Source organism: Geobacter sp. PheSNFMC, from assembly GCF_059620965.1.
The window spans coordinates 1-12,294 of record NZ_JCAMRN010000091.1; the positions used below are offsets into that span (position 1 = coordinate 1).

Annotated in this window: 12 protein-coding genes and 1 pseudogene; all 13 read right to left on the minus strand. The window is 65.7% G+C overall.

The features are described from left to right. The coding region (locus tag AC6CDK_RS16425; protein WP_496639920.1) for a CxxxxCH/CxxCH domain c-type cytochrome at positions 1-2,084 on the minus strand (2,084 nt) is incomplete at its 3' end. A 393-nt stretch (positions 2,085-2,477) separates the two neighbouring features. After that, positions 2,478-3,539 (minus strand): YedE family putative selenium transporter, encoded by a 1,062-nt coding sequence (gene yedE, locus AC6CDK_RS16430; RefSeq protein ID WP_192905820.1) that lies wholly within the window; start codon positions 3,537-3,539, stop codon positions 2,478-2,480. Continuing rightward, the gene (locus AC6CDK_RS16435; RefSeq protein ID WP_039646562.1) at positions 3,539-4,078 is read right to left on the minus strand and encodes a hypothetical protein; all 540 of its coding nucleotides are present in this window, start codon (positions 4,076-4,078) and stop codon (positions 3,539-3,541) included. Before AC6CDK_RS16435 ends, yedE begins: the two co-directional genes overlap by 1 nt. Positions 4,079-4,100: 22 nt before the next feature. Further along, the gene (locus tag AC6CDK_RS16440; RefSeq protein WP_039646564.1) at positions 4,101-5,006 is read right to left on the minus strand and encodes a phosphate/phosphite/phosphonate ABC transporter substrate-binding protein; all 906 of its coding nucleotides are present in this window, start codon (positions 5,004-5,006) and stop codon (positions 4,101-4,103) included. Positions 5,007-5,043: 37 nt separating this feature from the next. Then, positions 5,044-5,913, minus strand: coding sequence for a GeoRSP system SPASM domain protein (locus tag AC6CDK_RS16445; protein ID WP_039646567.1), 870 nt, complete (start codon positions 5,911-5,913; stop codon positions 5,044-5,046). A gap of 4 nt (positions 5,914-5,917) precedes the next feature. Further along, positions 5,918-7,039, minus strand: coding sequence for a GeoRSP system radical SAM/SPASM protein (locus AC6CDK_RS16450; RefSeq protein WP_226048472.1), 1,122 nt, complete (start codon positions 7,037-7,039; stop codon positions 5,918-5,920). Next, positions 7,029-7,343 carry a GeoRSP system PqqD family peptide chaperone gene (locus tag AC6CDK_RS16455; RefSeq protein ID WP_039646569.1) on the minus strand — a complete coding sequence of 105 codons (315 nt, stop codon included), beginning with the start codon at positions 7,341-7,343 and terminating at the stop codon, positions 7,029-7,031. The genes AC6CDK_RS16450 and AC6CDK_RS16455 overlap by 11 nt, the downstream gene beginning before the upstream one ends. A 44-nt stretch (positions 7,344-7,387) precedes the next feature. Beyond that, positions 7,388-7,708 carry a cupin domain-containing protein gene (locus AC6CDK_RS16460; RefSeq protein ID WP_010943536.1) on the minus strand — a complete coding sequence of 107 codons (321 nt, stop codon included), beginning with the start codon at positions 7,706-7,708 and terminating at the stop codon, positions 7,388-7,390. A 59-nt stretch (positions 7,709-7,767) separates the two neighbouring features. Next, a complete protein-coding gene (locus tag AC6CDK_RS16465) occupies positions 7,768-9,681 on the minus strand; it encodes a permease (RefSeq protein ID WP_039646571.1) in 1,914 nt (637 codons plus the stop codon). Positions 9,682-9,721: 40 nt separating this feature from the next. Next, positions 9,722-10,630, minus strand: coding sequence for a ResB-like family cytochrome C biogenesis protein (locus tag AC6CDK_RS16470; RefSeq protein WP_039646573.1), 909 nt, complete (start codon positions 10,628-10,630; stop codon positions 9,722-9,724). A 19-nt stretch (positions 10,631-10,649) separates the two neighbouring features. Beyond that, positions 10,650-11,207 (minus strand): glycine betaine ABC transporter substrate-binding protein, encoded by a 558-nt coding sequence (locus AC6CDK_RS16475; RefSeq protein WP_039646576.1) that lies wholly within the window; start codon positions 11,205-11,207, stop codon positions 10,650-10,652. Between the two features lie 72 nt (positions 11,208-11,279). Further along, on the minus strand, positions 11,280-11,969 hold the full coding sequence (locus AC6CDK_RS16480) for a carboxypeptidase-like regulatory domain-containing protein (protein ID WP_039646578.1): 690 nt from the start codon (positions 11,967-11,969) through the stop codon (positions 11,280-11,282). Further along, a pseudogene (locus tag AC6CDK_RS16485) lies at positions 11,966-12,294 on the minus strand (right-handed parallel beta-helix repeat-containing protein); the annotation flags it as partial. The pseudogene AC6CDK_RS16485 and the gene AC6CDK_RS16480, both read right to left, overlap by 4 nt.

Consider the following 12,294-nt stretch of genomic DNA (forward strand, 5'->3'; position numbering starts at 1 on the left):
AGGTCGATGTGGCCGTCGATATGGTGCACCGGATCCATCGGATGGCAGTTGGCGCAGCCGTAGCGATAGGCCGCTCCCACCGGGTGGTTGCCGGTATAGGCATAGAAGGTCGGGATCATCCCTCCCACGTGGATGCCATGGGCGCCACCCAACCCGGCGATGGGGTGGCAGGCGTTGCAGTCCTGGGCGGAACCGCCCCAGCGGGGGGTCGCGTAGGCCCTGCCGGTCTGCCGGCCGTTGGAGTGGCAGTAGACGTTGGTGCAGCGGCGGCTGAGGTCGTTGTAGGACGGGCTGTTGCCGCCCGCGACCGCGGTGTTGAAGGTGACGTTCTTCTGGGTGTTGACGTGCAGGGTCGTGCCGGGCACCAGGGAGACGCCGTTCTGGGTGGTGCCGGCGTGGCAGGTGCTGCAGTCGCCGGCCGACCTGACGTGTTTCGGGTTGTGGGAGTTGAACCAGTTACGGTCGGCAGAGCTGTAGTTGTTGTAGTTGGGCTCGCCGAACCGGCTGACAAAGACCCCGGCCGGGCCGGCGGTGGACGCGCCGTGGCAGGACGAGCAGCCGTAGGTGGTCGCCGTGTCGCTCCAGGGCACCATGGTCCGGTATGCCGGGGAGCGCTGGCCCGAGCTGTGGCAGTAGACATTCGAGCAGGTGCCGGCGGCGATCGTGCCGGCCCGCGGTCCGGAGTAATCCTTGAAGCGGTTCACGTGCCTGGCCTTATCGGCAATGGTCAGGTTCCCGGAAACGGTCGTGGCGTGGCACTCCACGCAGCCGATGCCCGTGCCGAGCCCGCCGTTGTAGCTTGCATCCACGTGTTTGCGGTGGTTGTTGGACGCAATGACGTTGCCGCTCCCCTGCTGACCGCCGTGGCAGCCGGTGCAGCCTGTCGGGAAATCGGCCGCCCCCCAGGTCACGGCGTAGTCGTTGAACGGCGGCGTGGTGGTGGCGCCGTCGGAGTGGCAGTAGATATTCCGGCAGGTGCCGTAGGCGGTGCCCACGTCCTTGGCCACGTGCCCGGCGGCGCCGCCGTAGGTTCCGGCGCTGCCGATGGCGGCCTCGAAGGAGATATCGGCCTTCTTGTTCACGTGCTGCGTCAGATCGCCGATCTGGCGGGAATCCGTCACTGTTGCGCCATGGCACTGGACACAGCCGATCTGCGCCGCGGCATTCACCCCCACGTGCGCCCCGTGGGACCCGGTCTGCATGGGAGAGCCGGAGTCGGCATCCCCCCGGTGACAGCCGAGACAACTGGTGCCGAGCGTGCCGGCCCAGTCGGGCGACTGATTGGGAGGGTCGTAGCTGCCGGCCTTGGTGCCGGGGCTGTGGCAGTAGAGGTTGGTGCACGCGCCGGTGCGGGACGGATTGTAGAGATAGAGGGGATAGCTCACATCGCCGCTGAAGGAGCCGCCGGTGTTGGGAAATGCCGTGAACTGGATCGCCAGCCCCCGCCGGCCGGCGCTCGTGGCATGGGAGAACGCCCCCTTGCCCGGCTTGGCCGCATGGTCGGGGTGACACTTGACGCAGGCCGTGGTCACATCCCCGTAGTACTGGGCATGCTTTGCGTGGCGAGCGTCCGCCGGAGGGGCGCTGTGGCAGGTGGCGCATTTCTGCTGGATCGTCTTGCCGCCGTCCAGGTAGAGCGGCGTTGCCCCGTTCTGGGGGGTCGTCTTCTCGAAGTGGCAGTTGACGTTGGAGCAGGTGCCGAAGCTCGGGCTCGCCGTGCGGGTGAAGGAGGTAAGATTCCTGTAGCGGGCCGTGAGCCGCGAGTTATTGATAGTGGACACAAAGTCCACGTTGTTGTTGCGGTGGTTGTAGGTGGTGGGCATCTTGTGGCAGATGGCGCAGTTGGGGGTTCCGGCGCTAAGCCAGGCATGGGTGTCGTGGCTTCCCATGAACCGGCCTGTGGAGATGTTGCGGTAGGGGGCATCAACCGGCGGCATGCCGTGGCAGCCGGAACAGTCGGTAATGGTGCCGGCTGCGGCCGTGCCGGCGAGCGCGAAGAGCGCAGCCGCACATGCCAGCGCCGACAGGACTGCCGCACCGGCCAGTGCACAGCCCCTGTGCCATTTCATATACACATTAATCATGACGACCCTCCGCCTCTTTCCGCAGGAGTACCCGACAACTGACAATTCTTGCAGCCCCTTAACGGCCCGCTGTCGCCTTATCACCGACTAGCAAGCATAACAAATATTAATTATTGCAGACTAATTTAACGTGAAATCGGTTAACCGTTTGATATTTCTAACCCTACCGTCTTAATACAAAATGAAATGTCAAAATCACCAACTGTTATTTCACTGCGCCCATAAGCAAAGCAAAAACCGAGCCTTTTATCCCGCAGTTCCCAGTGAAATGACATATACGCCCATGTGGCGAAAAGGCAATCGCAGACACTGATTGTTACATTTGAGAAAAAAAGGAACAACACCGGAGGGATGGAACTCAGAACACTGCGGAATCGCTCAGATAACCGACTGTCAGGCGGTACGGGCCCGGCAGAAAAGGCAGGCGGCGAGAACAGCGGCGAATCCCGCCAGAAGGGCGGCCTTGCCGGCAAGGGAAACGCCGGCTGCCGTGGCGGCAATGCCCCACGACTGGACCAGTGCGCCGCCCATGAGCATCCCCACCACCACGAGCCCCGCATCGGCGTCCCCCTCGCCCGCCTTGATGAGCTGGCGGAAGGGGCAGCCGCCGATGAGGACGGAAATCCACCCCACGAGCCCCATGCCGAGGAAGCTCCAGAGGTGCTCCGGATGGGCGCCGGGCTGGCCGTGGAGACCGGGGTTGAATCTGCCGAAGGCTACGTTGGCGGCCACCGCTGCAACCAGAAAGGCCACCACCCCCCAGAGGCCCGGGGTCCGTCTGCCCATGATGAACGCATCCCGGATGCTGCCGGTTATGCAGAAGCGGCTCCGCTGGGCCATGGCGCCGAGCAGCGCGCCGGTGCCCAGGGCAAGGGGAACGGGAGCGTGCTGTGCCGCGCTCCCCTGGCCGGAAAAGATGATGAAACCGGGGCGAACGAGAAGAAAGACCAGGAGCAGGAGAAAGAAGGCCGGGATCAGCGGGCCGCCGTGACCAACGCCCGGTGACGGGTGTCCCGGCTCCACCCCGTTGGCGAGCCCCCTGAGACCGGCCCAGACCCCGGCGACCAGCCCCATGACGCCGGCAACGGCGGTCAGGTCGCCGGCAGCCAGGCGCAGGAAGAGCTTGATGGGGCAGCCGATGAAGATGGCACAGCCGACAATGAGGAACACTCCCGCAACGAGGCGCGGCAGGGGGGCGCCCCCGCCGCGGGAGCGGAACTCGCGAAAGAGCAGGGCGCTGGCCGCGGCGCCGAGCACGAAGCCGATCAGTTCGGGCCGCAGGTACTGCATGCGGGGGTTGTCGTGCATCCCCAGGGCCCCGGCGCTGTTCTCCATGAAGCAGGAAACGCAGATTCCCGAGTTCTCCGGATTACCCCAGACCGCCAGAAGCGCACCGAGGCCGCCGAGGAAAAGCCCCGCCGCCACCACCATCCAGAAATGCCGATCCCGCAGCACTACTCGCACCCTCCCGCCAGCCGGCTCTTCAGGTAGTTGACCTTGCGCAGGGACGCCGCCAGGCTCCGGTTGCCGGGGTTGGCGGCTGCCCGGCCGCCGATGCCCGCCAGCCCCTCGGCCACCAGGCCCTCGATGGCGCGGCGCCGTGACAGGGGGCTCCGTGCGTCCACGTAATCGCCATTGAGCCTGACTCCTTCCTCAAAGGAAGCCACGGCCTCGTCCAGTGCCCCCATCTTCCGGAGGATCTCCCCCCTGAGGATGTAGCCGTGGGCCTCGCCGGGGTAGCTGCGGATCAGCTCGTTCAGCCTCAGGAGGGCTTCCTGGTCGTTGCCGGCCGTGCGCAACTCCTCCACCGGCCCATAGAGCCTGGCGATCAGCTCGACGCGGGCGCGATAGGCCATCTCACGCTCCACGGCCTTGCCGAGGCCCGCGGCCCTGCCTGCTCCTGCCCCGTGATTCGTTGCAAGAACACCGGCCAGGGCAGCAATGACGACGGCCAGGAGCAGCCAGGTTATTTTGTCGAAGGTGTCGGTGAACATTGGAAAAATCAGCCTTTTCAGGTCAGTACGTCTGATATGGCGGCATATTGACACGCTTCGCCATTTCACGGATAAGGTCGTAATCGCTGTCCAGCAGATCTTCATAGCCGTCGATCCAGGCGGCCTTCAGCACCTTGAGCCGCTCCCCGTCCACCTCGGCGGTGTCGCCGGGCTTCAGGGCCAGGAGGGCGTCCTTCACCTTCTTCACCAGGGCCGGATCGGTTCCCTTGGCCACGGCAAAGGTGCAGTAGGGGATCGGCTTGCTCTGGGCGAGGATGACGAAGTCGTCCGCCGAGATCTTTCCTTCCCGTGCCATGGTTTCCAGGTCGAGGACCGGCGCGGCGGCCACGTCATACTTGCCGTGCAGGACGCCGTAGATGAGCTTTTCGTGCTTGAAGGAGCCCGAGGGGATGGAATAGGTCCCCAGGTCGTGCTCCGGGTTGATGCCGGCCGAGAGCATCAGGTCGTACTCGGCCAGGTAGCCGGTGGGAGCCAGCATGGGGCCGAAGGCCAGCCTCTTCCCCCGGATGTGGTCGAGTGTTTCGATGCCGCTCCCCTTGCGGGCGATGAGGGCGCCCGCGGAACGGGAGCCGAAGGTGCCGCGCTTTTCCGATGCCACCAGCTCGACGCCGTGGTTCTCCCGCAGGATGACGTAGATCAGGGAGTTGGTGTGGGTAAAGGTGAACTCGCCGGACTTGAACCGTTTCTCGAAATCGTGGGTATCCACCGGCACCGCCACGAAGTCGACCCCGCACCTGTCGGACAGATAGCGGGTGAGGGGGAGGAAGCGGGACATGGTCTCCTGCTCGTTGTTGCAGAGCATGTAGCCGATCTTCACCACGGGCCGGGCCCCCTCGGGCTTGCAGCCGGCAAGGAAGGCGGCAAAGAGGGCCAGCATGAAACATCGCGTCAGGGTCGAAAAATTCATTACATGGAGTCCTGTCGTTGTCCGGGCGGTTAACCCGCTACCAGCACGAGGGGTCTTCACCCTCAAGGGATTGATGCATGACGTATGCCCTGCCGCGGCATCCCCCCCGGCATTCAGCCAGCTCGCCGCAGGCGCCGCAGGCGCGGGGATGCTCCAGGAGCCGGCGCCGGAGGGCCTTTTTCGCTTCCGAGGCAATGAGCTCCTGCAGGGGCATCTCGCCCGCGGTGCCGAGCCTCACCGGCAGGGTGGGACAGGGATAGACGCCGCCGTCGGGGGCGATGGCGATCATGGTGTTGGCCGCCTGGCATCCCCCCTGGGGGAAGGGTACGCCGGGGTTGAAGGCCCGCCAGAGGAACGGATCGTGAATGGTCAGGGCAAGGCGCTGGGCGCCGCCTTCGGCGTCCAGGGCGTTCGCCAGCTCCCGCTGTTCGTTCATGGTGAGGAAGAACGGGGGCTCGCCTCCGTACAGGCGTTGCATGGGGAGGACGAGCCGGGTGATCCCCCGGTCGAGACAGAAATGCACAAGGGTCGGGAGTTCGCGCCAGTTCCCGTGGGTCACCGCATAGGATACGCCGGCGGACGGCTCGTCCTGCCACTCCCCGGAGTCGAGCAGATCGGCATGGTCCACGTCAAGGAGCAGCTCCCGCACCGCCCCGTGGGCAACAAGGGCCCGGACGGTATCGTCATGGGCCTGGGGGGGGATCGTGAGGGTAACGGCGGCCGGGCCGCCCCGGAACCGCTCCAGCACCTCGCCGAGCCAGCCGGGAGAGGTTGGCGCGGTGCTCGTTACATTCAGCATGAGGGGCCGGCAGTCGATGATCCCGGCGGCGATCGCCAGCAGGAGCGACGGATCGGCCGCGGTAGCGGGGAGATCCCAGTAGATGGTTATGGGAGACGAAAGTTCCATAGAATCATGCCCAGCAGTGGGGGTCGGGGCTGTTCAGGTCGCCGGTGAGGGCCAGGGCCCGGGCGGAGCAGCCGCCGAGGCAGTCCTCGTACGCGCTGCAGCCGGCGCACTTGCCGGTGGGCTTCTTGGTGCGCAGCGCCGCCAGTACTGCCGAGTCCCGCCAGACCTGCTTCAGGTCGTCCCGCACGATGTTGCCGATGACAACGGGAATGAAGCCGCAGGGGGTCATGTCGCCGTTGGTCTTGATGTTCAGGGAGAGCTTGCCGCAGACGCTCCCCTTCACGAGGCTCCCCGCATCGCGGGCACCCAGGAGGGCGATGATCGGGTCGTCCAGGGAGACGTCGAGCCCCGACTCCCGCTCCCTGGCGGCCAGGGCGCCCCGGTAGAACTCCCGCCACTCGGCGGGCGAAAGGTCCAGCTCATCCCTGTGGGACAGGCCCAGCCCCGAGCACTTGAAATTGTGGAAGTTGAGCTGTCCCACCCCCTGCTCCCGGGCAAAGGTCACCAGATCGTCGATGGCCGTGTGATTGATCCGGCAGATCACCGTGGAGATGGAGGTGGCGATGCCCGCCCCGGCCAGATACCGCAGGGCAGCCACGGCCCGGCCGTGGCTGCCGTCAACGCCGCGGAACCGGTCGTGGACCCGGGGGAGGTGGCTGTCGATGCTGATGCCCACCCTGGTGAACCCGGCGTCCCGCAGGGCCGCCGCCGTGTCCTGGTCAATGAGCCAGCCGTTGCTGTTCAGGGAAATCCGCAATCCCGACCCGCTGGCGTGCCGGGCGATGTCCAGCAGCCCCGGGTGCAGGAGGGGTTCCCCGCCGCCGAAATTGACGGAAAAGACCCCGGCAGCGGCCGCCTTTCCCAGGCATGCCAGAAGGACGTCCCGGGGGAGTTCCTCGTGGGTGTCCCCCCGGCTGTAGCAGTGGCGGCAGGCGAAGTTGCAGGTATTGTTGATGGCCCAGTTGATGGTGAGGGGCGCTTCCAGTGACGGCGCGTCCGCTCGGCTGGCTGCGTTGGCCGCATCGTCGGCTCCCCGGCGTATCGCCGGATGCGCCTGCGTTGCCTCCCCTGTGCCGCCGCGCTCGTCACGCGAACTCACCGTCGCGGTTTCCCTGTCATTGTGCATAGCGGATAAATCCCTTGACGGCCAGCTCGTCCAGGAATGCCTGCACATCTTCCCGCAGCACCGCCTCGTCCACCTCGAACTGGGGGAGCAGCTCCGCCACGATGCCCTCCGGGGTCCGGCCGTCACAGAGCTTCCAGATTTCAGTGCCGAGATAGTTGAGGGAGAGCATGGTCCCCCCGGAGAACAGGACCGAGGTGCCGGTCTCCTCCACCGCCTCGCCCCGGTCCAGGGCCTCCCGGACCCGGGCCAGGGCATCGGCCTCCTCGCGCCACATGACGTCGGGGTTGCGATGAATCGTCTTCACGTTTCTTACCTTCCTTGCTCTCGCAATCCGTTGTTGTGAATGCCCTAATCCCCCTGCGCCGTTATGGAGGCAATGACCAGATTCTCCTGGGAGGCGTTGCGGATGCCGTGGTCCTCGAACGCGGGAACGATGACGATCTGCCCCGTGGTGATGGACTGGGTCTTGCCGCCGGACTGGAACTGGCCGGTACCCTCCATGACCATCCAGATATGGCTGCCGTGGTGGGTGTGGGTCACGATCTCCTGGCCGGGCTTCATGCAGATGAGGCTCACCCGGGCGTGATCATCGGACCAGATGGTTTCCTGGTGGCGTTTTTCATCGTTGAACGTTTTGAGGGTCTGGACGTCGAGCACCTGTGATTTCATGCATTCCTCCTGAATGTGGTTGTGTCATCCCGGCTCATGGGGTGCCCAAGGTACCCGCTTCAGGCCTTCCTGACAAGCTTCAGAACAGAGCCGAGCCACGCGGAGGCCCGGTTGAAGACGGATGAGGCGGTGGAAACCCGCACCTCCCCGCCCGTGTCGGCGACACCGGAGAAGGTCACCCCGTAACGGGAAGCGAAGAGGTTGGCCCCGCGGAAATCCGCTGCGCCGGCCGACGGCAGCGGCACGACCAGGGCGGCGCCTCCCCGGGCGTTATGGTCCGCCAGGAGTTTCGCCTCGGCATCGCTGAGCCCGGCGGCGCCGTCATCGCCGCAGAAGAGCCAGACCTGGCCCCACTCCGCCAGCAGCCCTCCGGTGAGGCGCGGCACCTCGCGCCGGTCCACCGTCTTCACGGTGAAGCCCCGCGCCGCGAGTTCGGCCAGGACCTCCTCCCCCAGCAGCGCCGCGGCACCGCCGGCCCCGTCCCCGAGGCGGCAGACGAGGATTCTGGTGGAGGCGGCCGAGAGGGAATTCTCTTCGAGCCAGTCGGCGATGTTGCCGATGTAGGCCCCGGTGTCGTAGCGGTCGGCCATGGCTGCGGTGAACCGTCCGTACGTGCCGTCGAACACGACCCCTCCCCGCCCGTCCACGGCATTGGTGTAGGTGGCGACGGTCCCCTTGCCGGCGGGGTCCATCACCATCCGCACGTTGGGATCGTGCTTCAGGACCACGGCGGATGTGCCGCCGGACAACGACGCGACCCCCCGCAGGAGAGGATTGCCCACATCCACGCCCGGCACGAACACCAGGAGCCGGAAGGCGTAAGCAATCAGGAGCGTCCCCGAAAGACAGGCGAACAGGTAGAGGAAGAAGACCCGCTTCTTGAAAAAGGTCCAGAAGAGCACCATGGTGGGCACCGCGGTCACCGGCCCGCCGATCATGAACGCCAGGGCCGCCCCGGCGTCCATGGTCCCGCCCAGGGCCCCCTTGATATGGTAGACGATGCTGGACGCGCTGATCTGGTGCAGGAACATGGGTACCGACGCCAGGGTCACCCAGACGATGTTCAGGGGATCCGTCTGGCCGAAGAAGCGGTAAATCCACTCCTTGGGCAGGTAGCGCTCCACCACCGCGCCGATGACCACCCCCACGATGACGTACTTCCCCACCACCCAGACCATCTCCGCGGACTTGGCCAGGAAGATGAGGAACTTGTTGCCGGTCCTGACGGCGACCCGGTTGCCGAATTTCCGCCGGCAGTTGCACCGCAGCCGCTCGTCCGGGTAGTCCTCGTCGTGGAAATCGCCCCGCACGATCCCCCCTTCGACGAAGATCTCGTTCTTCCGGAAACCGGGCCGCTTGCTGAGGGCAAGGGTCACCAGACCGGCGAAGATCCCCATGGAGAAGGCGGAGATGGTCCTGACCACGGTCCACTCGGGACCCAGGTCGTTCAGGGTAAGGAGATAGGTTGACGGGCTCAACAGCGGCGAGGTCACCATCAGGGCCATGACCGGCGCCAGGGGAATCCCCGCCACCAGGAGGCTGATGGCGGTGGTCACCGTGCCGCAGGCGCACAGGGGGGTGATGATCCCCACGAAGGACGCGAGAAAGACGCTCAGGGCCCCATACTTTCTGAGGGATGCCTGGAGTTTCACGGCAACCTTGAAGGTCCGGAGGTAGCCGGCAATGAGAATGCCCACGAGGAAATAGGGCAGCACGTCACGGAGCTCGGCCATTACCCCGTGGTCGCTGGAAAACAGGTCCCAGAGCTCGCTGCCGAGCAGCACGGGGAACGAAACCGGCGCGGCATCGGAGGAGACCAGGTGCCCGCCGGTGCCCGTGCCCCACACGTGCCAGACCACCAGGGACAACGAGATCAGAACCATGACGATCAGCATCCGGTTCCCCGACTCAGCCTGGTGTCCGTGGACCTCGCAGGCCTCCCTCGGTTTTGCCCTGAACGGATTCACGAGCACGACACCCTGCCCGTGCCGGCTGTTCCGATGCCGGAGATATTCATTGCTTCCTCCTCAACCGCCTGGCGCACGCCAGTACCGCACCGAGCCCCACCATGGCGAACCCGGCGAAAACACACGGCCTCCCCGGGTCCCTGACCACCTGAATGCCAGCAAAAGACATGCCCATCGCATCCGTACCGACCTGGGTGTTGTAGAAATAGAGGCCGTTCCAGATGAAGGGGGCGTTCACCTCGGCCGTACCCTCCGCTATGGCAACGCCATCGCGGCTCAAGGCCAGGTCGACCCAGAGCCGCTTCAGGACCGGATTTTGAAACGCCACCAGCCTGAAGTCGTAGGGGAACTCGGCGGGGAGGCTGCGTTCTCCCGCGGTATCGCAGATGCCGACGAGCTGCCCGTCGCGAAAAACCGAGAGCCTGAGGACCTCCGAGGGAAACTGGAGGGAATCCGCCGTCACGCGATAGGGCCCCGCCGTGAAGCTGTCACCGGTCTTCAGGGTGTGGAGCGCCTCCTTCGCGCTGCCCCTGAGGACCCCCACCCTGACCGGAATCGGGTAAAACTCCCGATTGATCCGCGTGACCGTCAGGTCGGCACCGAGGGGAGCGTCCCGCTCCAGGTCCCACCGGTAGGCCTGGTCAACAGAGGTTCCCTCGTAGACGTTGACGGTCGCCACGTGGCCGAACGTCCGGGCCGCAACGCCCCCGCAGATTACCAGCACGCCCAGGTGCAGAATCAGCACCGGCACCGAAAGGGACCGGAACCGGCGCAGCGTGCAGCAGACGAGATTCAGCGCCACTCCCGCCAGCAGGCAGAGAAACGCCGGATGGGCGTAGAGAGCCCTGGTCCCGGCGAACGTGCCGGGGATCGCCGCCACGGCAACGATCAGGAACAGGGCCACCGCCAGTTCCATGGAAGCCAGGAACCGGCCTATCCGTTTCAGTAGAGTCACCGGGAATGGTCCGCTCTGGTCAGATCAGTTTTTTCGACTTCAGGAAGTCTCTGACCGCTTTTCTGGACGTGTCGCCGGCGTCCGCCGACTTCAGCAGCCGGGCGCAGGCGTCGTTGGTGAGCACCCCGGAGAGCTTGGCCAGCAGCTTGGGCAGGGCCGGGTAGTTGTTCAGGGTTTCCACCGTCAGGACGGGAGCATACGAGGGCGTGCCGCCGAAGGGCTCAAGCCAGGCAAGGTTCAGGGTTGAACGATAGCCGCTCTTGATCGCCTCCCGTGCCGCCCCGTCACCCGCCTTCGGCTTGCCCAGCACCTCCAGCGCGCGCTCGGGGGTTTCCACGAGCAGGTTGACGTCGCCCTTTTTCACGGCACCGTAGAGCTCCCGGCTGTCCCGGTAGATCTGGACCTTTACCGCGGTGCCGGTCCGCTCGGTGATGAGCAGGGACATCATTTCCGCCAGCAATCTCTCCTGGGGCGTGTTGGGAACGCCGATGTGGAGGGTCCTGCCGACACAGGCCCCTGCCAGGTGCGCACCCACGAGAACCGAAACCGCAACAATGCAGCAGATAAGCTTTTTCATTGGTCACCTGTCTACCATGGTGGTGCAGACCGCTGTCTGCGTTGATTCGGAGCGTGCCCGTGACGAGCGCTCTCAGTCTGGCCCCAGCCCCACGTCCAGGGCACTATCCGCTGTGCCCGGGGAAGGTACGAATTCCGCCGAGGCGCGCCATGCGGACGGCGGGAACCGCCTGGAGCTCCCCACGTACTGCTTGTGGCCCGCGGGAACGATGAGGGTGTATCGGCCGTCCGCCCCCGTCCAGGCCGAGATGTAGTCGGGCATGCGGCTGTTGTCGCTGGTGGCCGATGCAAACACAAAGGCATTGGCCACCGGGTTCCCGTCGCCGTCCAGAACCCGTCCCGCCAGTTTCACGAGATCTGCGGCCATGGGCCGGCGCATGCGCCCCAGGTCCCGGATATCGGCTACCGTAAAGTCCTGCTCGATCTCGGCATCCGCGGTCAGGTCCATGACGGCCGGTTCCCCCGAGTGCTTGTCGCCCGGCATGAGCGGACCGTATGATTCGTCCAGCTTGAGCCGCGCCACCACCCAGTAGGTTCCCGGCGGCACCCTGACGGCCGTGGTGCCGTCCCCGGCCGACGGCGGTGAGATGAAGGTTGCGGGCCGCCGGACATGGGCCGAGTCATAGACAAAGAGCTTCACCCCTGCCATGGGCTTGCCGTCCACGTCCGTCACCCGGCCCCTGAGGACCGCCGCATCCGCAGCGCCGGCCAGGAAGCCGGCGAGCGCCAGCCAGAGTGTCGCCCGGAACGCCGCTCCCCTCATGGCGTCCCTCCGTTTGCCGGCCCAACCGGGCCCGGCTTGTCCAGCCAGGGCTCGTAGAGGACCATGCCGATGCCCGGCTCCTGGCGGCCGTCGAAGATCGTCCCGCCCGGATCCCCCTCGCCCCACCAGTTGCCCCGGGCGTTCACGTCCTGGTCGTTGAAATCGCCGATCCGCATGTTGTAGCCGCTGTTGCCCACGAGACTGTTGCCCGTCACCGTCAGCCCGCCCCCCTTCTCCCGCACGAAGATCCCCGTTTCGTTCGCCGTGATCAGGTTCTCCGCGATGAGGGCGTTGCCGATGTACGAGCGGATGCCGATGGTGTTGT